Below are 25600 nucleotides of genomic sequence, written 5' to 3'. Positions count from 1 at the left end.
CGGGCTAGTCGTCGATGCCCTCGGCGGCCGACAGGTCCGGCATGTCGGCGTCGGAGGCGAGCGGGAGGCGGACCAGGAACCAGGTCGCGCCCGGCTCGGAGTCCAGCTGGATGTCGCCGTGGTGCTTCTTGACCACGATCCGCCAGGAGATGTCCAGGCCCAGGCCGGTACCCTCGCCGACCGGCTTGGTGGTGAAGAACGGCTCGAAGATCCGCCCGGCGATCTCCGGCGGCACGCCCGGACCGGTGTCCCCGATGGCGACGACGATGCAGTCGTCCTCGCGGGAGGTCCGCACGGTCAGCGTGCCCTCCCCCGCCATCGCCTGCACCGCGTTGTCGATGAGGTTGGTCCAGACCTGGTTGAGCTCGGCCGCGTACGCCGGCAGCGGCGGCAGCGTCCGGTCGTAGTCCTTGACCACCGTGACCTTGTCGCCGATCTTGCGGGCCAGCATCACCAGCGTCGAGTCGAGCAGCTCGTGCACGTCGACGACCTGGAACGGGGCCCGGTCCATCTGCGAGTACTGCTTGGCCGCGCCGACGAGCGTGGACACCCGGGTGGTGGCGTCCTCGATCTCGTTCATCAGCATCTCGGTCTCGACCGTGTACGCCAGCCAGCGGATCGCGCCCTCGGTGGCCGTGCCCGGGCACTTCTGCACCGCCTCGGCCAACCACTCGACGTCCAGCCCCGCGTTGACCAGCGTCGGGGCCAGGTCCCAGCCGCCGCTGACGCCGTGGTCCTCCAGCCAGTCACCGAGCTCGTCCTCGGCGTCGCTGGCCTCGATCGGGCCGAGCTTCGGCGCCTTCGCGACCCGCTCGACCGCCTCCTCCTGCAGCTTCACCAGCGCCGGCATGTTGGCCGGCGCGATCGCGCCGCCGGCCAGCATGGCCAGCTTGTGCCGCATCCCGGCGACCCGCTCGCGCAGCGCGGCGGTGGCCCGCACGGCGGCCGCGGCCGGGTTGTTCAGCTCGTGGGTCAGGCCGGCGGACAGCGACCCGAGCGCGAGCAGCCGCTCCCGCTCGTTGACCAGCCGCTGGCTGTTCTGCATCCCGAGGAAGATCCCGTCGAGCAGGTGGATCGCCATCGGGAACCACTCGCGGACCTGGGTACCCCACTCGTCCGCCGGCAGCTGGAAGATCCGCATCTCGGTCGCGGCCTCGACCGTCGCCCCGTACGTCTTGGAGGCCCGGTCGGTGCTCAGGTAGGACTGGGTGGCGCCGAAGTAGGACCCGACGTGGTCGGTCCGGTTGATCTGCACCCGCTCGCCCCCGGCCAGCCGGGACAGCACGAGCGTGCCCGACAGCAGCACGAAGAAGCAGGTGGGCGGGTCGCCTTCGGCGACCACCACGTCGCCGGCCGGCACCGTCCTGACCTCGCCGTGCTCGGAGATCCAGTCCAGCTGCTCATCGCTCAGCGACTCGAACAGGAACAGCCGCCGCAGCTCGTCGCGGCCCAGCGTCTCGCGCGTCTCAGTCACAGCTTCTCCAGGTACCGGTGCACCAGCGTGACGGCCATCGCGCCCTCGCCGACCGCGGACGCGACCCGCTTCACCGAGTCCGACCGTACGTCGCCGGCCACGAACACGCCGGGCACGCTGGCCTCCAGGTGGTACGGGTCGCGGTCCAGCGCCCAGCCGGCCGGTCGCCGGCCCTCCACGACCAGATCCGGACCCGTGAGCACGAAGCCCCGGGGGTCCCGGTCGAGGCAGCCGTCGAGCCAGTCGGTGCGCGGTGCCGCTCCTATGAAGACGAACAACCAGGACGCCGGGACTGTTTCCGTGCTGCCGCTCGCGTTGTTGCGCAGCTCCAGCGTCTCCAGATGCTCATCGCCGCTGCCGCCGACGACCTCGGTGCAGGTGCGGACCTCGATGTTGGGGACCTTGTCGATCTGGTCGATGAGGTAGCGCGACATCGAGGAGTCCAGGCTGCCGCCGCGGACGAGCAGGGTGACCTTGTCCGCGTACCGGGAGAAGTACATGGCGGCCTGGCCGGCGGAGTTGGCGCCGCCGACGATGTAGACGTCCTGGCTGCGGCAGGACGGGCCCTCGGTGGTGGCGGCGCCGTAGAAGACGCCCCGGCCGGCCAGCTCCGACAGTCCCGGCGCCTCCAGCATCCGGTACGACACCCCGGTCGCCAGGATCACCGTGTGCGCGGCCAGCTCCGAGCCGTCTTCGAACCGGACGACCCGGGCGTTGCCGCGCTGCTCCAGCCCGACCACGTCGCGGGTGGTGAGCATCTCGACCTCGAACTTCAGCGCCTGCCGGCGGGCCCGCTCGGTCAGCTGCTCGCCGGACACGCCGTCGGGGAATCCGAGGTAGTTCTCGATCCGCGAGCTGGTGCCGGCCTGGCCGCCGGTGGCGCGCCGCTCGACCAGCACCGTCCGCAGCCCCTCGGAGCCGCCGTACACCGCGGCGCCGAGACCGGCCGGTCCGCCGCCGACCACGACCAGGTCGTAGAAGTCGGTGGAGGGGTTCGTGGCCAGGCCGACGTGGGCGGCGAGCTCGGCGTCGGACGGCTCGATCATCGCGGCGCCCTCGGCGGTGATCACGACCGGCAGCCGGTCGTCGCCGACGGCGGCCGCGGACAGCAGCCGGACCGCCTCGGCGTCGTCGGCCAGATACCACCGGAACGGGACGGAGTTGCGGGCCAGGAAGTCGCGGACCTCGAACGAGCGGGCCGACCAGCGGTGGCCGATGACCCGGATCTCCCGGGCCGGCCGCCGGTCCACCGCGGCCCAGGACGCCAGCAGCCCGTCGACCACCGGATACAGCTTCTCCTCCGGCGGGTCCCAGGGCTTGAGCAGGTAGTGGTCGAGGTCGACCACGTTGATCGCCTGGATCGCCGCGTCGGTGTCCGCGTACGCCGTCAGCAGGACCCGGCGGGCCAGCGGGAACAGGTCCATCGCCTGCTCCAGGAACTCGATGCCGCTCATCTGTGGCATCCGGTAGTCCGCCAGCAGCACGGCCACCTGCTCGCCGCGCAGCTTGATCTCCCGCACCGCCTCCAGCGCCTGCGGGCCGGACTCGGCCCGGACGATGCGGTAGCCCTCGCCGTACTTGCGGCGCAGGTCACGGGCGACCGCGCGGGACACGCTGGGGTCGTCGTCGACCGTCAGGATCGCCGGTCGAGCGACGCGGCCGGTGTCGGGAGCAGTCATGGTGCCCTAGTCAATCAGCGCAGGCCCCCCACGTCTTCCCCGTTGCCCTTCGCGCACAGCGAACACCGTCAGGACTCGGGCGCGAAGACGGCGAGGCCGGACTCCGCCGGCCTCGACACGAGGCCTCCCGGCCCCGTTGAGCGTCCACGCCACCGGTCCTCCCGGCCACCGCATGTCCGCCGCTCACTCGCGCTGGAGGATGGATTCCTCGAGGTCGAGTTCGCGCTGGACCCGGAGGAGCACCTCGTCGTCGATCTGACCGCGGTCACGCAGGTCGATGAAGACCTCGCGCTCGGCCTCGATCATCGCCCGGCGCAGCCGCCGGAACGAGACCGTCGGCGGCTCCATCGCCGACCCGTCCGCCGCACCGCGGCCGCCGAGCCGTTCCCACGCGCCCAGCTGCCGGATCTCGGCCTTCTCCCGCAGCCGGGACACCACGTCCTCGGGCACGGTGCCGTTGTTGGCCAGCTCCTGGTCGAGCCGGGCCAGCGCCGCGTTCGCGGCCGCATGCTGCGCGCCGGCCTCCCGGATCAGGTCCTGCTGCTCCTCCGACCCGGTCACCCCGAGCCGGCGGATCAGCTTGGGCAGCGTCAGGCCCTGGATGAGCAGCGTCCCGACCACCACCACGAACGTGAGGAACTGGATCAGGTCCCGCTCCGGGAACGACTCCGGCAACCCGAACGCCGCCGCCAGCGACACCACCCCGCGCATCCCCGCCCACGCCAGCACGGTCGGGTACGTCCACGGCGGCCGGGTGTCCCGCCCGGCCACCTTCGGGATCAGCAACGGCAGGTAGGTCCCCGGGTACATCCAGGCGAACCGGGCCGCGATCGTGGTCACCAGCGCGACCGCCGAGGCCAGCACGAGCGTGCCCGGATCCCGCCCGGACAGGGCGTCCAGCACGGCCGGCAGCTGCAGCCCGATCAGCGCGAACACCACCGACTCGAGCAGGAACTCGATCACCCGCCAGACCTCGGTGCCCTGCAGCCGGGTGGCCGCGGTCTGCCGGCGCGGCGAGTTGTGCCCGAGGTACAGCCCGGCGGTGACGACCGCGAGCACCCCGGACCCGTGGTAGCCGGCCCAGCCGAGCTGCTCGGCGGCGGCGAAGGCGAGGAACGGCAGCAGCAGGACCAGCGTGTTCTCCAGCACCGGGTCGTGCAGGTACTGCAGCAGCCACTCGACCGCCACCGCCAGCACGATCCCGACGACGACCCCGCCGATCGCGGCGACGGCGAACTCGGCGATCCCCTTCCAGATCGAGAACCCGCCGGCCACCGCCGCCCCGACCGCGACGCGGTACGCGGTCAGCCCGGTCGCGTCGTTCACCAGGCTCTCGCCGGCCAGGATCGTGACCAGCCGGCGCGGCAGCCCGACCGTACGGCCGACCGCGGTGGCGGCGACCGCGTCCGGCGGCGAGACGATCGCACCGAGCGCGAACGCAGCCGCCAGCGGCAGGTCCGGCAGCACCGCGTGCACGGCGAAGCCGACCGCGAGCGTGGTGAACAACACCAGCCCGACCGAGAGCAGCCCGATCGGCCGCAGGTTCTGCCGGAAGTTGATCACCGAGCTCTGCCAGGCCGCGGCGAACAACAGCGGCGGCAGGATGAAGTAGAGGACGAGCTCCGGCTCCAGGTGGTAGTCGTCGACGCCGGGGATGAACGACGCGGCGATGCCGGCCACCACCAGCAGCAGCGGTGCGGACAGGGTGAACCGGCGGGCGACACCGGCCACGGCGGCCGCCGCCGCGACCAGCAACATCGTCTCGAACAGCATGGGCAGCCTCCTCCAGCTCGACCCGGGCGATGCCGGCCACAGCCGCCCGCAACACGCGTCGACCTGCGAAGGTTCCCGCATCGGCGGCGGAGGCGGAACTGCCGGGGCGTAGGTTCGCCCAGAGCAGACCTGAGGAGGAACCCGTGACCGCCTGCCCGCACGTCGCCGAGCTGCCCAGCCCCGCGCCGGCCCCGAGCACCACCCAGGGCTGCGAGGAGTGCCTGGCCGCCGGCACCTCGTGGGTCCACCTGCGGCTCTGCCTGACCTGCGGCAAGGTCGGCTGCTGCGACTCCTCGCCGCAGCGGCACGCCAGCAAGCACGCCGACGCCGACGGCCACCCGGTGATCCGCTCGTTCCAGCCGGGCGAGGACTGGCGCTGGTGCTTCGTCGACCAGATCCTGGTCTGAGGCGGTCCTGGCCCGAGGCGGGACTGGCAGACTGGCCCGCCGTGGACTCCCGGCCGCTCGCGGTGATCGACATCGACGGGGTGGTCGCCGACGTGCGCCACCGCCTGCACCTCATCCAGGACAAGCCCCGGCGCTGGGACGAGTTCTTCCTCGCCGCCGGCGAGGACCCGCCGCTGGCCGACGGTGTCACGCTGGTCCAGGAGCTCGGCGCCGACCACGACGTCCTCTGGCTGACCGGCCGCCCGGAGCGCACCCGGCGGCTGACCCGGGACTGGCTGGCCGCCCAGGGGCTGCCGGCCGAGCCGCTGCTCATGCGCCCGGACCGGGACTTCCGGCCGGCCCGCCTGACCAAACGGGACGAGCTGCGCAAGCTCCGCACGACCCGGGACGTCGCGGTCGTGGTCGACGACGACCCGGACGTGATCGACATGCTGGCCGCGGACGGCTTCCCGACCAAGCTGGCCGACTGGCTGCCGCACACCCCGACGCTGCGCAAGGCCCAGGAGTCCGACGGCCGGACCTGACCGGCCGACCTCGCGCGGCGGACCGGCCGCGCTCGGGCGGCGGACCGGCCGCCGACATAGCCTGTCGGTATGTCCCCGACGCTCGCGCTGCCGCGCAACGACGTCCGGCAGTACGAAGGCCTGGCCGACCAGTGGTGGCAGCCGTACGGGAAGTTCGCGATGCTGCGCTGGATCGCCGCCGCCCGGGCCGAGCTGATCCCGCCGGCGCCGCGGCCCGGCGCCGTGCTGGTCGACATGGGCTGCGGAGCCGGCCTGCTGGCGCCGCACGCGGCCCGGCTCGGCTACCGGCACGTCGGCGTCGACCTGGTCGACACCTCGCTCCGGCTGGCCGCCGAGCACGGGGTCCACGCCGTCCGGGGGGACGTCCAGCGGCTGCCGATCGCGGACGGGGCCGCCGACGCGGTCTCGGCCGGCGAGATCCTCGAGCACGTCCCGGACCTGCGGGCCGCGGTGGCCGAGGCCTGCCGGGTGCTGCGCCCGGGCGGGACGCTGGTGCTGGACACGATCGCGGCCACCCGGCTGGCCAAGCTGATCGCGGTCGACATCGCCGAGCGGTTGCCCGGCGGCGCGCCGCCCGGCATCCACGACCCGGCCCTGTTCGTCGACCGGGCCGAGCTCGTCGCCGAGGCGGCCCGGCACGGTGTCGCGCTGACGCTGACCGGCATGCGGCCGCCGATCCTGGGCACCCTGCGGTGGCTGGCCCGCCGCGACCCGGAGCCGCGGATGCGGCCCGTCCGGACCACCGCCGTGCTCTTCCAGGGCCACGGCATCAAGGAGGGCGCGTGACCGTTCCCGCCGCACTGACCGACCCCGGCGCGGCCCTGACCGCCGCCCGGGGCCTGGTCCCGGCGCTGGCCGAGCGGGCCGCGGCCCACGACGCCGCCGGCACGTTCCCGGCCGCCGACTTCGACGACCTGCGCGCGGCCGGCCTGCTCGGGCTGATGGTTCCCACCCGGCTCGGCGGTCCCGGGGCCGGCTTCACCGACTACGCCCGGATCGCGATGGCGCTCGGCGCCGGGGCCGGGGCGACCGCGCTGGTCTACAACATGCACGCCTCGGTCACCGGCGCGCTGGCCGGGACCCCGGACGACGTGGCCCGGGCGCTGGGCGTGCCGGAGTCGTACTTCGCGATGCGGGACGAGGCGCTGCGCCGGGCGGCCGCCGGGGCGCTGTTCGCGGTGGCGATGAGCGAGCGCGGCGCCGGCAGCCGGCTGTCGAAGCTCACCACCGCGTACGAGCCGGTGGAGAAGGGGTTCCGGATCACCGGGTCGAAGACGTTCGTGTCCGGGGCCGGGCACGCCGATCTCTACCTCGTCGCGGCCAAGCGCGCCGGTTCGGACCCGGCGCAGGTGTCGCACTTCCTGGTCCCGGCCGGCGACGGGCTGACCGTCGAGCGGACCTGGGACTCGATGGGCATGCGCGCCACCGGCAGCGACGACCTGCACCTGGACGTCGAGATCGGCGCGGACGCGCTGCTCGGCGGGATCGAGGGGCTGACCCTGCTGCTGGCCCAGGTGATGCCGCAGTGGCTCGTCGCCTCGTACGCGGCCGTGTACGTGGGCGTGGCCGAGTCCGCGGTGACCGCCGCGGTCGAGCACCTGCAGAAGCGCAACCTGACCCACCTGCCGGCGGTCCGGGCCAGGGTCGGCCGGGCCGAGACCCGGGTCGAGGCGGCCCGGCTGACCGTGCTGGAGGCGGCCCGGCGGGTCGACGCCGCGCCGGGCGATCCGGAGACCAACCGCTGGGTCTGGCGGGCCAAGCTGCTGGCCGGCGAGACCGCGATGGAGGTCGCGGCCTCGATGCTGGAGGCGGCCGGCACGTCGGCGACCCGGCGCGGCTCCCCGCTGGAGCGGATCTACCGGGACGCCCGCTGCGGCTCGTTGCAGCCGGCCACCTCGGACGTGTGCGCGGACTGGCTCGGCGCCGCCGCGCTCGGCCTCGACCCGGAGGCGACCGGGGTGTCGCGTTGGTGAGCACGGCGCGCATCGTCGGGATGGGGCACGCGCTGCCCGCCGCGTACTCGCAGCAGTCGGTCTGGGACGGGTTCTTCGCCGAGCACTTCCGGGACGTGCCGCTGGCCGAGCAGCTGTTCACCCGCTCCGGCGTCCGGACCCGGCACACCGTGGCCAACCCCGTGCACGAGGACGTCTCCCGCTGGGGCACCGCGGCCCGGATGGAGCGCTATCTGGCCGAGGCGCTGCCGCTGGGCAAGGACGCGGTCGCCACCGCGCTGGCCGACGCCGGGCTGGCCGCCGCCGACGTGGGGCTGTTCGCGGTCGCCTCCTGCACCGGGTACGTGACCCCCGGCGTCGACATCCGGCTGGCCCGCGACCTCGGCATGTCCGACCGGGTCCGGCGGCTGTTCGTCGGGCACATGGGCTGCTACGCCGCGCTGCCCGGGCTCGGCACGGTCGCCGACTTCACCGCGGCCCGGGACCGCCCGTCGGTGCTGCTCTGCCTGGAGCTGACCAGCCTGCACATCCAGCCGCCGACCACGGACGTGGACCAGGTCGTGGCGCACGCGCTGTTCGCGGACGCGGCGGCCGCGGTGGTGCTGGAGCCCTCGGCCCGGCCGGGGTTCGAGGTGGTCGACGTGGTCGCGCAGACCGACGTGAGCACGGCCGAGTACATGACCTGGGACGTGACCGATCTCGGCTTCCGGATGGGGCTCTCGCCGCGGGTGCCGGCGGTGCTGGCCAAGCACGTCCGGGGCGTCGTCGACGACCTGCTCGGCGCGCACGGGCTCGCCGCGGCCGACGTGGACGGGTGGGCGGTGCACCCGGGCGGGCGGCGGATCCTCGAGGTCGTGCAGCGCCGGCTGGAGCTCACGGACGGTGCGCTGGAGCACTCGTACGGGGTGCTCCGCGATCACGGCAACTGCTCCTCCGCCACCGTGCTCCTGGTGCTGGAGCGGATGCGGGCGGCCGGCGTAGTCGCTCCGGGGCGGTATCTGGTCGCGCTCGCTTTCGGCCCAGGTCTGACGCTGTACGCGACGTTGCTGCGGGCGGTGTAGCACCTCTTCGTACGGACGGCGCAACGGAAGAGTCTGACCGGATCTGGCGTTGCAAGATTTACCAAGTCGTTGCCGGGAAAGTTGCGCGTATCAGTCCCCGGCGTCGAACCTCGTAAGTACTGTGACCGTGACCACATACGACAACCAGAACTGACAGCCGACCGGAGCAACAAGCCATGTGCCCGCATCACCCAGCGTGTCCAACCTCGGACGCCGCCGACCGCGACGCCGCTGCTGTCGTCGCCAGCCATCCGGAGCAGGGGTGGAGCCTCCTCTGCAACGGGATCGTGCTGTTCGAGGACTGCGGCGAGATCCTGCCGGACGGACGCTGCATCGGTGCTCGACGCGCCACCAAGGTGCTACGCGTCGCCTGAGACCCGTGGGTCTCGCCGCCCGGCACTGAGCCGCCGGGCCCCATTCCCGACTACCGCCATTCCCGAACCGGGCCACCACCTCAGGTGACCCGGTTCTCGCGTTTCTCAGTCCTCGTAGGCTGCGATGGGCGGGCAGGCGCAGACGAGGTTGCGGTCGCCGTAGGCGCCGTCGATCCGGCGGACGGGCGGCCAGTACTTCGCGGTGCGGTCGACCGAGCCCGGGTACGCCGCCAGCTCCCGCTCGTACGGCCGGTCCCACTTGTCGGCGGTGACCATCGACGCCGTGTGCGGCGCGTTGCGCAGCGGGTTGTCCGACGCGTCCCACTCCCCGGACGCGACCCGGTCGATCTCCCCCTTGATCGCGATCATCGCGTCGGCGAACCGGTCCAGCTCGGCCAGGTCCTCGGACTCGGTCGGCTCGATCATCAGCGTGCCGGCCACCGGGAACGACATCGTCGGCGCGTGGAAGCCGTAGTCGATCAGCCGCTTGGCCACGTCGTCGACGCTCACGCCGGTCGCCTTGGTGATGGCCCGCAGGTCGACGATGCACTCGTGTGCGACCAGCCCGCCGTTGCCGGTGTAGAGCACCGGGAAGTGCGGCCGTAGCCGGGCCGCCACGTAGTTGGCCGCGAGGATCGCCGCCCGGGTCGCCGCCGCGAGCCCGTCCGGACCCATCAGCCGCACGTACGCCCAGGAGATCGGCAGGATCGACGCGCTCCCCCACGGCGCCGCCGACACCGGCCCGGGTCCGGTCGCCGGCCCGGCCAGCGGCTGCAGCGGGTGGTTGGGCAGATACGGCGCCAGGTGCGTCCGAGCCGCCACCGGCCCGATGCCGGGACCGCCGCCCCCGTGCGGGATGCAGAACGTCTTGTGCAGGTTCAGGTGCGAGACGTCCGCCCCGAACCGGCCCGGCTTGGCCAGCCCGACGAGCGCGTTGAGGTTGGCACCGTCGACGTACACCTGGCCGCCGGCGTCGTGCACGGCCGCGCAGATCTCGGCGATGTCCTGCTCGAACACCCCGTGCGTGGACGGGTACGTGATCATCAGCGCGCCGAGCCGGTCGGCGTGCTCGGTGATCTTGGCCCGCAGGTCGTCCAGGTCGACGTCGCCGTTCTCCCGGGTCGCGACCACGACCACCCGCATCCCGGCCATCGCCGCGGACGCCGCGTTGGTGCCGTGCGCGGACTGCGGGATGAGGCAGACGTCCCGGCCCTCCTGCCCGTTCGCGGCGTGGTACGCGTGGATCGCCAGCAACCCGGCCAGCTCGCCCTGCGAGCCCGCGTTCGGCTGCAGCGAGACCGCGTCGTACCCGGTGATCTCGGCCAGCCAGCGCTCCAGATCCGAGATGAGGTCGAGGTAACCCGGCACCTGCTCCGCCGGCGCGAACGGGTGCACGGACGAGAAGCCGGGCAGCGACACCGGCTCCATCTCGGCCGCCGCGTTGAGCTTCATCGTGCAGGACCCGAGCGGGATCATGCCGCGGTCCAGCGCGTAGTCGTAGTCGGCGAGCCGGCGCAGGTAGCGCAGCATCGCGGTCTCGCTGTGGTGGGCGGAGAAGACCGGATGGGTGAGGAACTCCGAGGTCCGCGCCGGCCCGTACGCGTCCGGGGTGCCGGCGTCGAGCGCGTCGAGGTCCGCGGTCACGCCGAACGCGGCCCACACGGCGGCGACGTGCTCGCGCCGGGTCACCTCGTCGCAGGCGATCCCGACCGTGTCGTCGTCCACCAGCCGTAGGTTGATTCCACCGCTTACCGCCTTGTCGACAACACTCTTTGCCGCTGAAGGGACCCGTACGGTCAGCGTGTCGAAGAAGCTCTCTGTCGACAGCTCGACCCCGCCCGCGCGCAGCCCGGCCGCCAGGATGGCGGTGTACCGGTGCACCCGGCGGGCGATCGCCCGCAGTCCGTCCGGCCCGTGGTAGACCGCGTACGCCCCGGCCATCACCGCGAGCAGCACCTGCGCGGTGCAGATGTTGCTGGTCGCCTTCTCCCGGCGGATGTGCTGCTCCCGGGTCTGCAGCGCCAGCCGGTACGCCGGCGCCCCGTCGGCGTCGACCGACACCCCGACCAGCCGGCCGGGCAGCTGCCGCTGCAGCCCGTCCCGGACCGACATGTAGCCGGCGTGCGGCCCGCCGAAGCCGAGCGGCACGCCGAAGCGCTGGGCCGAGCCGACCACGACGTCCGCGCCCCACTCACCCGGGGCCGGCAGCAGGGTCAGCGCCAGCAGGTCGGCCGCGACCGCCACGACCGCGCCCCGCTCCTTGGCCTCCGCGGCCAGCTCCGCGTACGAGCGGACCGCGCCGGATGCCCCCGGGTACTGCAGCAGCAGCCCGGCCAGCTCCCCCTCCGGCAGCCCCTCGGCGGCGACGTCGCGGACCACGACCGGGATGCCCATCGGCACGGCCCGGGTCCGGATCACCGCGATCGTCTGCGGCAGGCAGTCCGCGTCGAGCACGATCGGCGCGTCCGCGGGGGCCTTGGACACCCGCCGGGCCAGCGCGACCGCCTCGGCCGCCGCGGTCGCCTCGTCCAGCAGGCTGGCGTTCGCGGTCGGCAGCCCGGTCAGGTCGGCCACCATCGTCTGGAAGTTGAGCAACGCCTCCAGCCGCCCCTGCGAGATCTCCGGCTGGTACGGCGTGTACGCCGTGTACCAGGACGGGTTCTCGAAGATCGTGCGGCGGATGACCGGCGGCGTCACCGTGTCCGAGTAGCCCAGCCCGATCATGGACGTGGCGGTGCTGTTCCGCCCGGCCAGGGCCCGCAGTTCGGCCAGCACGGCGGCCTCGTCGGCGGCCGCGGGCAGCTCCAGCGAGCGGTCCGCGATCGAGCCCGGGACGGCGGCGGAGACCAGCTCCTCGATCGAGCCGTACCCGACCGCGGCCAGCATGGTCGCCTGGTCCTCGGCGTTGGTGCCGATGTGCCGCCCGGAGAAGGGCGCGGCCGACTCGAGCTCGGCCAGAGTGCTGCGATCCGACATGGAATCCTCGCTAGTGACAGGGCCGGGGGGTCGACGGTCTCCGGGCATCGACGCCCGGCGTTCCCCCTCTGTCCGTAGCCGTCCAGAGTCGCCTCGCCCGCGTGGTCCGTGCGCCTGAGAGGTTCCGGGGAGGTTGCCCCTTCGGCGCTCCGGCTGGCGGCCGGAGACTCTCCCACGCGGGTTTTGCAGCGGGATTCAGGCTACCAGTGGGCGCCCGGGAGGCTCGTACTCCGAGCCTGCTGTCATGGCTGTCATGCCGCAGTAACCCATGGGGCTCATGGGCGACCAGGCCTCAGGTTCAGGTCGAGTCCGGGGCGATCAACTCGACCACTCCCGAGTCCGGGCGGCCCGCCGGCGCCCGCACGATCGACTCGGCCAGGTGCCGCGTACGGGATCGACATGGCACTCGTGCCGGGCTCCTGCCGGACGGCGAGCCGCGCCAACGAACCGGGCGTGTTCACCATCGCCAACGCCGCGCCGCAGTCGCTGGCCCCGTTCCCGGGTGCCGCGCTGCTGGCCGTCGGCGGCGGTGCCAACCACGACCTCCTCTACCTGGGCGCGGCCGCGCTGACATTCCTCGGTGCCCTGGCCATTGTGCCGGTGCGGAAGGTGAAGTGACATGACCACCATGACCACGACCCCGCTCGACCTCGACGCCAGGATCGCCACCCTCGACCTGCGGGCCAAGGTGCGGCTGCTGACCGGGGCGACCTCGTTCACGCTGGCGCCGGCGCCGGAGATCGACCTCGGCGTGCTGCGGCTGTCCGACGGCCCGACCGGGGTACGCGGGCTGAAGTTCTCCGGCGGCCGGGTGGTCGCGCTGTTCCCGAACGCGACGCTGCTGGCCTCGGCCTGGAGCGAGGACACCGCGTACGAGGTGGGCGGGCTGCTGGCCGAAGAGGCGCAGGCCCAGGACATCCACGTGGTGCTCGGCCCGACGATCAACCTGCACCGCTCGGCGCTGGGCGGCCGGTTGTTCGAGGCGTACTCGGAGGACCCGCTGCTGACCGGCAAGCTCGCCGCCGCGTACGTCCGGGGGCTGCAGGAGCGCGGCGTCGGCGGGTGCCTGAAGCACCTCGTCGCCAACGAGTCCGAGACCGAGCGCAACTCGATGAACAGTGTTGTCGACGAAGCGACGTTGCGAGAGCTCTACTTGTTGCCATTCGAGATCGCGGTCGCGGAGTCCGAGCCGTGGTCGGTGATGGCCGCGTACAACGACGTGAACGGGGTCACGGCGACCGAGCAGGACGCGGTGATCAACGGCGTGCTCAAGGGCGAGTGGGGCTACGACGGGCTCGTCATGTCCGACTGGTTCGCGACCAAGACCGCCGGGCCGGCCGCCAACGGCGGCCTCGATCTGGTCATGCCGGGGCCGGACGGCCCCTGGGGCGAGGCGCTGGTCGCCGCGGTCGAGTCCGGTGAGGTCGCCGAGTCGGTGGTCGACGACCACCTGCACCGGCTGCTGCGGCTGGCCGAACGGACCGGGGCGCTCGGCCCGGCCCACCCGCACCCCGAGACCCCCGCTCCGGACAGCCCGACCCGGCGCGAGCAGCTGACCCGGCTGGCCGCCGCCGGCATGACCGTGCTGGCCAACGACGGCCCGGCGCTGCCGCTGGACCGCACGGCCCGGGTGGCGCTGATCGGCCGGCACGCGCTCGACACGATCGGCATGGGCGGCGGCTCGGCCCAGGTGAACGCGCCGTACCAGGTGAGCGTGGCCGCGGGGCTGACCGATCTGCTCGGCGACGCGGTCACCGTGACCGACGGGGTCGAGGTCCGGACCCGGCCGGTGCCCGCCGCGGCCGGCTTCGTCACCGACCCGCGGACCGGCGCACCGGGTGTCCGCATCACCCTCTACGACCCGGCCGGCGATGTGATCCAGGAGCAGCACAGCACTCTGGCCAGCATCGCGGTCGGCTTCGACGACGACTTCCCGCAGACCGTCGCGGCCGTGAAGTTTGAAGCTGTGGTCGAGAGTCAGCCGATCGCGATCGAGATCGGCGTCTCCGGGGCGGCGGACTGGGAGCTGGACGTCGACGGCGTCCTCAGCTCGCACGCGCTGGTCACCTCCGGTACCGGGATCGGCGAGGAGCTGCTGGCCCCGCCGAGCACGGTCGGCACGTACCCGGCGGCGACCTCGGTGGTCGCGACCGCGACCCTGCGGGCGGCCGGCGACTCCCCGCTCGCCCACGCCGGGCTCTTCCGGCTGGTCGCCCGGCCGGCCCGGCGCGCCGACGAGGCGGTCATCGCCGAGGCGGTCGAGGCCGCCCGGGCCGCGGACGTCGCGGTCCTCGTGGTGGGCCTGACCGAGGAGCAGGAGACGGAGGCCGTCGACAAGACCACGCTGCGGCTGCCGGGCGCCCAGGACGCGCTCGTGCACGCGGTCGCGGCGGCGGCGGCGGCGCAGCGGACCGTGGTCGTGGTGAATGCGGCAACGCCGGTGCTGATGCCCTGGCTGGCAGAGGTCGACGCGGTGCTCTGGGCCGGGCTGCCGGGCCAGGAGGCGGGCCGGGCGATCGCGGCCGCGCTGCTCGGCGACATCGAGCCGGCCGGCCGGCTGGTCAGCACGTTCCCGGCCGCCGACGGCGCCGCCCCGGCCTGGTCGGTCACCCCGGTCGACGGCGAGGTCGAGTACGCCGAGGGCCGCTTCATCGGCTACCGCGGGCACGTCGCCGGGATCGCCCCGGCGCCCGCGTTCTGGCTCGGGCACGGCCTCGGCTACGCGAGCTGGTCGTACGGTCCGGCGACGCTGCTGGGCGGGTCCTCCCCGGCGGTCTCGGTGCCGGTGACGAACACCGGCAGCCGCACCAGCCGCGAGGTCGTGCAGGTCTACCTGCGGCCGGCCGCGGCGACCGAGCCGGTCCGGCTGGTCGGCTGGAGCGCGGTCACGGCCGGGCCGGGCGAGACCGTCACGGTCGGCATCGACACCGACGCCCGGCTCTGGCGGCGCTGGGACACCGACGCGAACGGCTGGGGCGCGCTCGAGCCCGGTGGCGAGCTGCTGATCGCCCGCGGGCTTGGCGACGTCCGCGCCACCCTGCCGCTGGCCTGACGCACCGACGCCCGCTCAGCCGACCTCGGGGCGGCTGAGCGGGCGGTGGGATCTCAGTTCAGGCGGACGCAGTACGGCGCCGGCGGCGCTGGCCGAGCTCGTCGGACTCGGTCGGCGTCGCCGGGGTCGCGTCCTCGACCGGCTCCGCCCGCTCGGCCGGCAGCTGCGCCAGCGAGCCGTGCAGCTCCTTCAGCGCGCCGCTGACCGCGATGCCGAACACGCCCTGGCCGCCGGCGAGCAGGTCGACGACCTCCTCGGCCGAGGTGCACTCGTACACGGTCGTACCGTCGGACAGCAGCGTGATGTTGGCCAGGTCCCGGACCCCGCGGGCCCGCAGGTGCTCGACCGCGACCCGGATGTTCTGCAGCGAGACCCCGGTGTCCAGCAGCCGCTTGACCACCTTGAGGACGAGGATGTCCTTGAACGAGTAGAGCCGCTGGGTGCCGGAGCCGGCCGCCGAGCGGATCGAGGGGGCGACGAGGTCGGTGCGGGCCCAGTAGTCCAGCTGCCGGTACGTGATGCCGGCGGCGTTGCACGCGGTCGTCCCGCGGTAGCCGAGCAGATCGTCCGGGACCTCGTCGAGACCGTCGGTGAACAGCATCTCCTGCAGCGGTGGTTGACCGCCGGGATCGTTCACAGGATGCCCTCCTCGACGCACCGGCCGGGGAGTTGCACGGTGGTGATTCGGACGCTAAGCGGTGCGCGCCGCCAGGTCAACGCACGGACCCGGCGTGTCCGGTACCGGCTCATTGACCAGCGAAGTCGTCGGGCGAGATGGTGTCCAGGAACTCCCGGAACTTCTCCACCTCGTCCTCCTGCTCGTCCGGGATGGAGATGCCGGCCTCGGCCAGCACCGCCTCCTCGCCGAGGATGGTCGTCCCGGACCGCAGCGCGAGCGCGATGGCGTCCGACGGGCGGGCGCTGACCCGGGCCCCGCCGGCGAACACGAGCTCCGCATAGAACACGCCGTCGCGCAGGTCGGTGATGTGCACGGCCTCCAGCCGGGCGCCCAGCGCGCCGATCACGTCGCGGAGCAGGTCGTGGGTCAACGGCCGGGCCGGGCGGACACCCTGCTGCTCGAACGCGATCGCGGACGCCTCGACGGCGCCGATCCAGATCGGCAGGTAACGATCGCCGTCGGCCTCCTTGAGCAGCACGATCGGCTGGTTGACGGGCAGCTCCACCCGGACACCCACGACACGCAGCTCGTTCACAGCGGAGCCTCCCCAAGGAGCAAGACCTGCCGCTTTCGACGCTACACGGTGCAGGCCCGGGTTGCGGGCGGGTGGGGGCGGGGCGCCGCCACCGGGGTGACGGGACTAACCGCCGAGCTCGGCCCGCAGGCCGGCCTTCACCAGCGTCGAGTGCAGCCGTACGGACAGGGCGGCCAGCTCGCGCACGGCCTCCTCGGCCCGACCCCGGGCCTCCGGGTTGCGCTGCCGCATCATCGGGGTCACCACCTGCTCGAACAGGCCGATCTCCCGGTCCGCCGCGGTCCGGTACGCGCGCAGGTGCCGGGGCTCGATCCCGTACCGCGCCATCTCGGCGGCGCAGGTGGCGACCACCAGCGCGTCCCCGTCGTACTGGCCGCCGGCCCGCTTGCTCAGCAGCCCGTACTGCTCCAGCTGGTCGAGCTGGGCCGGCTCCAGGCCGGCGTGGCCGAGCAGCTCGTCGCGGGTCATCCGGACCTCGGACGGCTCCGGCGTGAACGCCTCCGCGCCCGGCAGTCCGTCCGGCACCGCGGAGACCGCCCGCGGCCCGCGCCGGGTGGTGGTGCCCGGACCGGCCTCCGGCGGCTCGAGCCCCCGGTCGATCGCGTCCAGGTGGTCCTTGATCACCCGCAGCGGCAGGTAGTGGTCGCGCTGCTCGGCCAGCACGAAACGGAGCCGGGCGACGTCGCCGGAGGAGAACTTCCGGTAGCCGGACGGTGTGCGCTCCGGGTGGATCAGCCCCTCGGCCTCGAGGAAACGGATCTTGGAGATCGTGATGTCGGGGAACTCCGGCCGCAGCTGCCCGAGGACCTCCCCGATGCTCAGGGTGGACCTGGCGTGCGCCCCCGCCGCAGACGTCACGGGATCACCTGCTGACGGCGGGCTCTTCACCGCCGGTGCGGGCGCCGGCGAGGTACAGCAACCGGAACTTGCCGACCTGGACCTCGTCACCGCCGGCCAGCGCGGCCACGTCGATGCGCTGACGATTCACATACGTCCCGTTGAGGCTGCCGACGTCGTGCACCACGAAGCCGCCGCCCTCCCGGCGGAACTCCGCGTGCCGCCGGGACACCGTCACGTCGTCGAGGAAGATGTCGCTGTCCGGGTGCCGCCCGGCCGTGGTCACGTCCTGGTCGAGCAGGAAGCGACTGCCGGCGTTCGGCCCGCGCTTGACCACCAGCAGGGCCGAGCCCGGCGGCAGCGCGTCGACCGCGCCGGCGGCCTCGTCGCCGGAGTCGTCGACCGGCGTCTCGTCGAAGGCGCCGGGCTGGAAGATCGACGTGGCGTCCGGCGACGACGCGTACTCGACCCGGGACAACGGCGCGCCGCACTGCGCGCAGAAGCGCGCGTCGTCGGGGTTGTCGTGGCCGCACCGGGTGCAGAACACGGTCGGGCTCGCCTCCCGCTCAGGTGGATGCTTCTTCGGAGTCGAGCGAGCCTAGTCAGCCCGTTCCACAAGGGTCAACCGGTAGTGGAGGGTGAAGCCGATCAGGATTCGTCGACGAGCTGTATGTACGCGTCCGCGGACAGCAGCGTGTCGAGCACGCCGATGTCGGCGACCTCGATCTCCACGATCCACCCCTCACCGTACGGGTCGGAGTTGAGCAGTTCCGGCTGCCCCTCCAGCGCGTCGTTGCGGGCCGTCACCGTCCCGGTCACCGGGGCGAAGACGTCCGAGACGCTCTTGGTCGACTCGACCTCGCCCAGCGGCTGGCCCGGCGTCACGGCCGTGCCGACGGTCGGCAGCGAGACGAAGACGATGTCGCCGAGCGCGCTCTGCGCGTAGTCGGTGATGCCGACGCGCAACGCATGGCCCTCGGCGACCCGGACCCACTCGTGCTCGGCGGTGTACCTCAGGTCCTCCGGCGTGTTCACGGCGCAGATCGTATTCAGTTCGTGGGCTGGGAGTAGCGCGGGGTGCGGATCGCGCGCAGCGCCCGGATGACGACCTGCTGCCGCTGGTCGGCCTGCGCGTCCCCGCCGGCGCGCTTGGCCGTGTCCGAGACCCCGCCCGGGATCTGCATCGCGGTCGCCAGCGTCGGCGGATCGCCGATCGCCAGGATCGTGTACGGCGCGGTCACGGCCACCCCGTCCACGGCGATGCCGCGGCCGACCGCGGTGAAGCTCGAGTCGAGACCGATCCGGACGCCGCCGACCTGGATCGCCTCGGCCCCGGCCGCCCGCAGCTCCTCGACGGTGTCGAGCAGGTCCTCGGCCGCGAGCCCACTGGTCGGGTCGGTCAGGGTCAGCACGATGCCCGGGCCCTGCGCGGGCACGGTGCCGGCCAGGATGCCGAGCGCGTCCGAGCGCTTGCGCGCTTCCTCCAGCGCGGTGCTGGTCGTGTCGCCGGTGGTCGAGAGCCGGGTCCTGGCCGCCTCGAGGTCGGCGATCTGGCGGCGGAGCCGGTCCTCGCGGGAGGAGAGGTCATCGAGGATCCGGACCAGATCCTCCTGGCGGGCGGCAGGCAATCCGCTTGTCGACGTATTGCTTCGTACCTGAACCGCTAAGCCGAAACCGAGGAGTCCTATCAACAGGCCGACAAGGAGAGCTGCTGGCGAGCGGCTCCACCCGAACGCCCGCGCCTTACTCCCCGCGTCGGCCGCGCTCCCACCCTCGCCGCTCCCGTCCTCGGCGCTCCCACCCTCGCCGCTCCCGTCCCTGGCGCTCCCACCCTCGCCGCTTCCGTCCCTGGCGCTCCTGCCGCCGGCCGCGTTCTCGCCGGCGTCGTCCCCCGGCTCCTCCTCCGCACCGGCCACCGCCGGCAACGCCCCTGACGTCTCCGCGTCGGCCGGCTCGGCGAACTGTTCCTCGTCGGCAACCGGCCGCAGCGGAAGACCGTCCGTCTCCTGGCCCAGATCCCTCGCCTGCCGTCCGCCCGAGACGCCGTCACCCGCAGAGTCGCCCCGGGCCTCTCCGCCCGCGAGGCCGTCCCGGGCGTCCGCGCCCGCGAAGCCGTCCCGGGCCTGCGCGCCGGAGAAGTCGGCCGGGGTCTCCGCGTCCGTGTAGGGGTCCCGGGCCTGCGCGCCGGAGAAGGCGTCCAGGGTCTCCGCGTCCGTGTAGGGGTCCCGGGCCTGCGCGCCCGAGTTGTCGTCCCGGGCGTCCGCACCCGAGTAGTCGTCCCGGGCGTCCGCGCCCGCGAGGCCGTCCCGGGCCTCCGCGCCCGCCGAGTCGTCCCGGGACTCTCCGACCGCGAGCGCGTCTTGAGCCTCGTCGGCTGTGACGTCGTCTTGAGCCTCGTCGGCCATGAGGTCGTCCCGAGCAGGAACGTCCTTCGCACCTTCGCTGCTGCGCGAGCCGCTCGTGGACGAATTCACCAAGCCGGTCTCATCCTCGGGTCGAGGTGAGGACATACGGTCCGAACTCATGCCCGGAACACGTGCCGGCGGATCGCGGCCGCGTTGCCGAAGATGCGGATGCCGAGCACGACCACGACCCCCGTCGAGAGTTGCGCGCCCACCCCGAGCTTGTCCCCGAGGAACACGATCAGCGCCGCCACCAGGACGTTGGACACGAACGAGACCACGAAGACCTTCGCGTCGAAGATCCCGTCGAGCCGGGCCCGGATCCCGCCGAAGACGGCGTCGAGCGCGGCCACCACCGCGATCGGCAGATACGGCTGCAACCACAGCGGCACCACCGGCTCGAACAGCAGGCCGAGCACCACCCCGACCGCCAGGGCGAGCGCGGGGATCACCGTCCACCTCCCGAGGTTCTGACCGGCGTCGGCGCCCTGGGCGAGGCCGACGCGGAGGGGGTCACAGTAGTCGGCGACGGGACCGGGGTGGCGTACCGCAGGTCCGGGTCGGTCGCGGCCCGCAGCGTGAGGTCGGCCGAGTCGTGCACGGTGAACTGGATCCCGTAGAGCCCGGTGTAGGACTGGAACCGCCGCGCCGCTTCGCTGTCGGCGAACCGCGGCAGCAGCGTCACCGGGTCCCCCACCGCCTCGATCGTGTACGGGCTCTGCACCGGCCGCAGGTCGACCAGGATCGCCTCCCCGGCGGCCCGGATCGTCGTCGTCGGTGCCATCCGCTGACCGTCGATCGCCATCGCCTCCGCGCCGGCCGCCCAGAGCGCGTTCACCAGCGACTGCAGGTCGCGGTCCCGGATCCGGCCGTTGTCGTCGGGCGGGACCGGCACCCGCTGCCCGGTCGTCGGGTCGACCTGGTCGGTGCCCGACGCGTCGCCGACCGCGACCGAGACGCCCGGCCCGTGCACCGCGCGCTGGGCCGCCGCCTCCTCGAGGCGCCGTACGTCGGCCGCGGCCCGGTCGCCGTTGCGGCTCGCGGTCAGCGCCGCGTCCCGCTGCCGGGACAGCTGACCGGACAGGGTCTCGGCCTGCCGCTGCAGCGAGTCGCTGAGCGACGAGCCGTCCTGGATGTCGTGCACGAGCGCCTGCCGGGTCCGCTCCGAGTCCGGCGCCTGCCGCAGCGTCCCCCGGTACGCGGCCGCCAGCACGAAGCCGAGCAGCAGCAGCCCGACCGCGAGGATCGCCGTCGTCCTCCGGCCCGCGACCGGCGCAGGATTCACCGACTCGTCTTCTTGTCGACGTGCCGCTGCGGCGGCATATCCGCTGTCGAGGTGATCGGTCATCAGCTCGTTGAGGAGTGAAGTCGACATGTTGCCGAATCGAGGCCGATGCTTGGTGTGCTCCTCGCCGCGCAGCCGCAGGGCCCGCTGCACCAGCGGGTCCGGAGCGCCCTCGGCGTGCTCCCCCTTCGTCACCCGGCGGCCGCTCTGGTGTCGGCCCGGACGACCTGCGCGACCTGCAGGCCGTACAGGACGCCGGACAGCACGTAGAGGACCGTCCCCCAGATCGCGAACGCCCACGCGACCGGGCGGCAGACGTCCGAGACGGCCCAGTCGTGCGCGCCGATGAGCAGCAGCGGGAAGGCATACAGGAGGCAGAAGGTGGCGGACTTGCCGATGTAGCTCACGTTCAGTGGGCCGTAGCGGTGCCGGCGCAGCAGCGCCACCCCCGGCGCGAGCACCACGTCCCGGCCGACGATGATCACCGCCAGCCACCACGGGATGACGTCGCGCAGGACGAACGCGACCAGCGTGGCCAGGATGTAGAGCCGGTCCGCGGCCGGGTCGAGAAGCACACCGAGCCGGCTGGTCTGACCGAGCGCGCGGGCGATCTTGCCGTCGAGGTAGTCGGTGATCCCCGCGACCATGAGCACGACGAGCGCGATGACGTCGGCGTGCGGGCCCAGCAGCAGCCAGAGGAAGACCGGAACGCCGGCCAGCCGGAGGACGCTGAGGATGTTGGGGATCGTGACGACACGGTCGGATGGGGTACTACCCCGGGCGGCCGTCGCTGGCTCCCCGCTGCTCGGCGGCACCCCGCCCTCCTCGGCCCCGTCCCGCGTTGCTCTGTCGGGACGACAGGATTTGAACCTGCGACCCCCTGACCCCCAGTCAGGTGCGCTACCAAGCTGCGCCACGTCCCGATCCGCACCCTCACGAGTGCGGCCCCGAGCCTACCGCAGCGCTACTCCCCCTTTGACCCCGCGCCACCCTCGGCGCGGTCGTCTTCCCGTCCGCGCGGAGACGGGACGCCCGGCACTGACCCGGGCGACGGCACCCCGCAGGACCGATCCGGTGGCCGGACGTTTCAGGCGGCGAGGTGCTGAACCTTCAGTTCCGGCCGGTCTCGACGTGCAGTGGAGGATCGGACTTTGGTCAGTGTTTCACGTGGATCCGTCCGCGATCTTCCGGCGCGCCTACTTGCGCCGTTCCCGTACGCGGACCGACACCTCGACCGGCGAGCCGGGGAACCCGAAGTCCTCCCGCAGCCGCCGCTCCACGAACCGGCGGTACGCCGGCTCCAGGAAGCCCGTCGTGAACAGCACGAACCGCGGCGGCTTGGTCCCGGCCTGGGTCGCGAACAGCACCCGCGGCTGCTTGCCGCCCCGCACCGGCGGCGGCGTCGCCGCGATGAGCTCCCCCAGCCAGCTGTTGAGCCGCCCGGTCGGGATCCGCCGCTCCCACGACTCGAGCGCCGTCCGCAGCGCCGGCGCCAGCCGGTCCACGCTCCGGCCGGTCAGGGCCGACACGTTCACCCGCTGCGCCCACCGGACCCGCAGCAGCTCGCGATCGATCTCCTTGTCCAGCCGCTCCCGCCGATCGGCGTCGACCAGGTCCCACTTGTTGAACGCGATCACCAGCGCCCGCCCGGACTCGATGACCGAGCTGATCACCCGCTGGTCCTGCTCGCTGATCGGCTCGCTCGCGTCCAGCAGGACGATCGCGACCTCGGCCGCCTCGATCGCGGCCGCGGTCCGGAGCGACGCGTAGTACTCGGCGCCGCTCGCATGCGAGACCCGACGTCGCAATCCCGCTGTATCGACAAACCGCCAGATCTCCGAACCGATCTCGACCAGCGAGTCGACCGGGTCGACGGTGGTGCCGGCGACGGCGTCGACCACCGCGCGCTCCTCGCCGGTGAGCTTGTTCAGCAGGCTCGACTTGCCGACGTTCGGCCGGCCTACGAGCGCGACCCGGCGCGGCCCACCGGCCTCGTCGTCCCGGTCCTCCGGCGCCTCCGGCAGCGCCTTGAGGATCGCGTCGAGCAGGTCGCCGGAGTTGCGCCCGTGCAGCGCGCTGACCGGGTACGGCTCCCCCAGCCCGAGCGACCACAGCGACGCCGCCTCCGGCTCGACCCGCTCGTCGTCGACCTTGTTCGCCGCGAGCACGACCGGCTTGCCGCCGCGGAGCAGCACCCGCGCGACCGCCTCGTCCGTGGCCGTCGCGCCGACGCTGGCGTCGACCACCAGCAGCACGGCGTCCGCGGTCCGCATCGCCCGCTCGGCCTGCGCCGCCACCCGGGCCGCGAAACCCTTCGCGTCCGGCTCCCAGCCCCCGGTGTCGACCACCGTGAACCGGCGCCCCGACCACAGCGCGTCGTACGCGACCCGGTCCCGGGTCACGCCCGGCACGTCCTGCACCACCGCCTCGCGGCGGCCCAGGATCCGGTTGACCAGAGTCGACTTGCCGACGTTGGGCCGGCCGACGACGGCAAGCACGGGCAGGTCGAGGACGTCTTCGCTGTCCTCGGCGATGGTCATGGTTGGTCTCTCTCCGGTTCCGGGCGCGTGGCGGCGACAGGGGCCGCGAGCGTGCGGTGGATCTCGTCTGCGGCAGCGGCAACGGTACGCCGGGACGCGGCGCCGCTGGGCAGGTGGAGCGGCGGTCCGAACGCGACCACGGTCGGCGGCCGCCGGAACCGGAGGAACGAGCGGCCGCGGCGGGGCCCGGGTGCTGTGGCAGGCGACCGGCGCGACCGGCGCCCCGGACCGTACGGCCAGGTACGCGATGCCGTGCCGGACCTGCTCGACCGTCCCCTCGCCCCGGGTGCCCTCGGGAGGACACCGACGATGCCGCCGGCGGCGAGCACGCCCAGCGCCGCCCGCAGCGGGCCGGTCTCGACCGTGCCCCGGCGGACCGGGATCTGGCCGGTGCGCCGCAGCGTGCCGGGCGGCCCGCGGAACACCTCCGCCTTGACCGGGAACGCGACCGGCCGCGGGAGCAGCCCGTAGATCATCGGGCGTCGACCAGCGCGGTGTGGTCGACCGCGGGCAGGGCAGTGCCGTCAGGCACCGAGCCGAGGACCGCGATCCGGGCCAGCGTCTTGCCCAGTCCGCGCCCGATCCCCGGGTGATCCGGAGCTGATCCGCTCCGACCTTCATCGCCTCGGTCACGCCCCACCCTGTCTCGGGCCGTTTCCCGTGCCCGGGCCCCCGGACCTCCCGGGCCCCCGGACCTCCCGAGCCCCGACCTCCCGAGGAATCAGTTCCGGGGCTTCACTTCCCCGGGCTGGCGTAGGTGATCGCCCGCTCGCCGGCCAGGTCGATAAGACGCTGGATCACCTCATCGACGCCCATCGTGGTCGTGTCGACATGCACCGCGTCGTCCGCGGCCCGCAGCGGGCTGTGCGCCCGGCTGCTGTCGTACGTGTCGCGGCGGTCGAGGTCGGCCGCGGTGGCCCGGTCGTCGCTGCCGTCCTGGCGGGAGCGGCGGGTGGCCCGGACGTCCTGGGAGGCGGTGAGGAAGATCTTCAGCGGCGCGTCCGGGGCGACCACGGTGCCGATGTCCCGGCCCTCCACCACGACCGCGCCCGGGCCGATCAGCTCCCGCTGCGCCGCGACCAGCAGCGCCCGTACGCCCGGGGCCGCCGAGACCGGACTCACCGCCGTCGTCACCGCCTTGGACCGGATCTCCCGGTCCACCGGGTGGCCGTCGACCGTGACGTGCTGGTGGTTCGGGTCGGTGCTGATCGTGATGGCGGTCCGCGCGGCGAGGTCGGTCACGGCTGCGGCGTCGTCGGGGTCCACACCCTCACGCAGCACGGCCCAGGTCACCGCCCGGTACATCGCGCCCGTGTCCAGGTACCGGAAGCCCAGCCGACGGGCCAGCCCCCGGGCGACGGTGGACTTGCCCGTACCCGACGGCCCGTCGAGGGCGATCACGTCGCGCCCCGCCTCCGGCGCCTGCTCCGACCACACGGGCGACATTGTGCTCACTCCCTCGCACTGGACACCGACCGCCCCACATCGCCAATTCTCGACCTCACCCCTAGACATTCTCCGTCTTGATGTCCATGTCTCTACTCCAGATCCGTCCGTTATTGCCTCCGGTAGACCACGACCACGCGTACTCCGCGACGACTCCAGGGCCCTACCTCCCCACAACCACCGGGCGTGCGGCTGCGACACGGCGATACCGATCGTCTCAACCGCCGCGCGCCCGGCCTAGCACGCGGCTCACTGTCCGCCCGCGCCCAGCTCCCGCTCGGGCCTTCCTGCCGGCGCCTCCGCTCGGTGACCTCCCCATCTGAGGGCCCTTCGTATTGGCGACAAGGCGTGGCCGCTCCCCGAGACGCATCCGGCTCCTGCGCAGGTCGTGCACGACGGGCTGTGCGTGCCTCGGATCGGGGCCAGGGGCCGTAATCGAGACGCACCGCAGGGTCGGCGCCCAGGGTGACGAGTCGGCACGGGGGCCCGGATCCGAGTAGCGATCGCCTGAGCCGGGCGAGTCGCCGGCTGGCGGCCCGCCACCGCCGTTCACGGCCGAACCGCTGGGCGCCGGTCCTCGGCTCAGCACGTCGTCAGGCCATCC

20 protein-coding genes, 1 tRNA gene, 3 pseudogenes and 1 riboswitch are annotated in these 25600 nt (G+C 73.3%); of the genes and pseudogenes, 7 read left to right on the top strand and 17 right to left on the bottom strand.

The genetic code is table 11. From position 1 onward, the window contains the following. Nucleotides 1–4: 4 nt before the first annotated feature. The 3 genes from VGP36_09805 to VGP36_09795 form a co-directional block, all read right to left on the bottom strand. Nucleotides 5–1474, bottom strand: coding sequence for an ATP-binding protein (locus tag VGP36_09805; GenBank protein HEV7655004.1), 1470 nt, complete (start codon nucleotides 1472–1474; stop codon nucleotides 5–7). Beyond that, nucleotides 1471–3153, bottom strand: coding sequence for an FAD-dependent oxidoreductase (locus tag VGP36_09800; protein HEV7655003.1), 1683 nt, complete (start codon nucleotides 3151–3153; stop codon nucleotides 1471–1473). The genes VGP36_09805 and VGP36_09800 overlap by 4 nt, the downstream gene beginning before the upstream one ends. 183 nt (nucleotides 3154–3336) lie before the next feature. Beyond that, on the bottom strand, nucleotides 3337–4926 hold the full coding sequence (locus VGP36_09795; protein HEV7655002.1) for a Na+/H+ antiporter: 1590 nt from the start codon (nucleotides 4924–4926) through the stop codon (nucleotides 3337–3339). Nucleotides 4927–5069: 143 nt separating this feature from the next. Between VGP36_09795 and VGP36_09790 the strand changes: the two genes are divergently transcribed. The 5 genes from VGP36_09790 (at nucleotide 5070) to VGP36_09770 (ending at nucleotide 8870) form a co-directional block, all read left to right on the top strand. After that, the gene (locus VGP36_09790) at nucleotides 5070–5333 is read left to right on the top strand and encodes a UBP-type zinc finger domain-containing protein (protein HEV7655001.1); all 264 of its coding nucleotides are present in this window, start codon (nucleotides 5070–5072) and stop codon (nucleotides 5331–5333) included. 41 nt (nucleotides 5334–5374) lie between these two features. Beyond that, entirely contained in the window at nucleotides 5375–5857 is a 483-nt protein-coding gene (locus VGP36_09785) for a hypothetical protein (protein HEV7655000.1), read from the top strand. A 69-nt stretch (nucleotides 5858–5926) separates the two neighbouring features. Next, nucleotides 5927–6643 (top strand): methyltransferase domain-containing protein, encoded by a 717-nt coding sequence (locus VGP36_09780; GenBank protein HEV7654999.1) that lies wholly within the window; start codon nucleotides 5927–5929, stop codon nucleotides 6641–6643. Next, a complete protein-coding gene (locus VGP36_09775; protein HEV7654998.1) occupies nucleotides 6640–7830 on the top strand; it encodes an acyl-CoA dehydrogenase family protein in 1191 nt (396 codons plus the stop codon). Before VGP36_09780 ends, VGP36_09775 begins: the two co-directional genes overlap by 4 nt. Continuing rightward, on the top strand, nucleotides 7827–8870 hold the full coding sequence (locus VGP36_09770; GenBank protein HEV7654997.1) for a 3-oxoacyl-[acyl-carrier-protein] synthase III C-terminal domain-containing protein: 1044 nt from the start codon (nucleotides 7827–7829) through the stop codon (nucleotides 8868–8870). Before VGP36_09775 ends, VGP36_09770 begins: the two co-directional genes overlap by 4 nt. 479 nt (nucleotides 8871–9349) lie before the next feature. On the opposite strand, the gene gcvP is transcribed toward VGP36_09770, so the two are convergent. Continuing rightward, nucleotides 9350–12220, bottom strand: coding sequence for an aminomethyl-transferring glycine dehydrogenase (gene gcvP / locus VGP36_09765; protein ID HEV7654996.1), 2871 nt, complete (start codon nucleotides 12218–12220; stop codon nucleotides 9350–9352). 92 nt (nucleotides 12221–12312) lie between these two features. Continuing rightward, a riboswitch (glycine riboswitch) is annotated at nucleotides 12313–12405 on the bottom strand. A 214-nt stretch (nucleotides 12406–12619) separates the two neighbouring features. On the opposite strand from gcvP, the gene VGP36_09760 reads away from it, so the two are divergent. After that, complete coding sequence (locus VGP36_09760) at nucleotides 12620–12838, top strand: hypothetical protein (GenBank protein HEV7654995.1); 219 nt, start codon at nucleotides 12620–12622, stop codon at nucleotides 12836–12838. Nucleotide 12839: 1 nt separating this feature from the next. Beyond that, complete coding sequence (locus VGP36_09755) at nucleotides 12840–15272, top strand: glycoside hydrolase family 3 C-terminal domain-containing protein (protein HEV7654994.1); 2433 nt, start codon at nucleotides 12840–12842, stop codon at nucleotides 15270–15272. 145 nt (nucleotides 15273–15417) lie between these two features. Here VGP36_09755 and VGP36_09750 read toward each other — a convergent pair. From VGP36_09750 to cmk, 13 genes and pseudogenes are all read right to left on the bottom strand, one after another. Continuing rightward, a pseudogene (locus tag VGP36_09750) lies at nucleotides 15418–15873 on the bottom strand (MerR family transcriptional regulator). Nucleotides 15874–16018: 145 nt separating this feature from the next. Continuing rightward, entirely contained in the window at nucleotides 16019–16486 is a 468-nt protein-coding gene (locus tag VGP36_09745; protein ID HEV7654993.1) for a bifunctional nuclease family protein, read from the bottom strand. A 105-nt stretch (nucleotides 16487–16591) separates the two neighbouring features. Then, nucleotides 16592–17344, bottom strand: a complete 753-nt coding sequence (locus tag VGP36_09740) for a MerR family transcriptional regulator (protein ID HEV7654992.1) — start codon at nucleotides 17342–17344, stop codon at nucleotides 16592–16594. A gap of 4 nt (nucleotides 17345–17348) precedes the next feature. Then, nucleotides 17349–17693, bottom strand: a pseudogene (locus VGP36_09735) (FHA domain-containing protein). A 109-nt stretch (nucleotides 17694–17802) separates the two neighbouring features. Further along, nucleotides 17803–17870 (bottom strand): annotated as a pseudogene (locus VGP36_09730) (zinc-ribbon domain-containing protein). Between the two features lie 101 nt (nucleotides 17871–17971). Next, a complete protein-coding gene (gene gcvH, locus VGP36_09725) occupies nucleotides 17972–18358 on the bottom strand; it encodes a glycine cleavage system protein GcvH (protein HEV7654991.1) in 387 nt (128 codons plus the stop codon). 14 nt (nucleotides 18359–18372) lie between these two features. Further along, nucleotides 18373–19728: a DUF881 domain-containing protein gene (locus tag VGP36_09720; protein HEV7654990.1), complete on the bottom strand. Its 1356-nt coding sequence runs from the start codon at nucleotides 19726–19728 to the stop codon at nucleotides 18373–18375. Between the two features lie 116 nt (nucleotides 19729–19844). Beyond that, nucleotides 19845–20177 (bottom strand): small basic family protein, encoded by a 333-nt coding sequence (locus VGP36_09715; protein HEV7654989.1) that lies wholly within the window; start codon nucleotides 20175–20177, stop codon nucleotides 19845–19847. Further along, the gene (locus tag VGP36_09710; GenBank protein HEV7654988.1) at nucleotides 20174–21205 is read right to left on the bottom strand and encodes a DUF881 domain-containing protein; all 1032 of its coding nucleotides are present in this window, start codon (nucleotides 21203–21205) and stop codon (nucleotides 20174–20176) included. The genes VGP36_09715 and VGP36_09710 overlap by 4 nt, the downstream gene beginning before the upstream one ends. Beyond that, a complete protein-coding gene (locus VGP36_09705) occupies nucleotides 21202–21825 on the bottom strand; it encodes a CDP-alcohol phosphatidyltransferase family protein (GenBank protein HEV7654987.1) in 624 nt (207 codons plus the stop codon). The genes VGP36_09710 and VGP36_09705 overlap by 4 nt, the downstream gene beginning before the upstream one ends. Nucleotides 21826–21859: 34 nt before the next feature. Next, nucleotides 21860–21933, bottom strand: a tRNA-Pro gene (locus VGP36_09700). A 273-nt stretch (nucleotides 21934–22206) separates the two neighbouring features. Continuing rightward, nucleotides 22207–23550 carry a ribosome biogenesis GTPase Der gene (gene der, locus VGP36_09695; GenBank protein HEV7654986.1) on the bottom strand — a complete coding sequence of 448 codons (1344 nt, stop codon included), beginning with the start codon at nucleotides 23548–23550 and terminating at the stop codon, nucleotides 22207–22209. 735 nt (nucleotides 23551–24285) lie between these two features. Continuing rightward, entirely contained in the window at nucleotides 24286–24996 is a 711-nt protein-coding gene (gene cmk, locus VGP36_09690; protein ID HEV7654985.1) for a (d)CMP kinase, read from the bottom strand. Nucleotides 24997–25600 lie beyond the last annotated feature (604 nt).

The sequence above is a fragment of the Mycobacteriales bacterium genome, assembly GCA_035995165.1.
GTDB lineage: Bacteria > Actinomycetota > Actinomycetes > Mycobacteriales > CADCTP01 > CADCTP01.
This window is presented reverse-complemented; position numbering and strand designations above follow the sequence as displayed.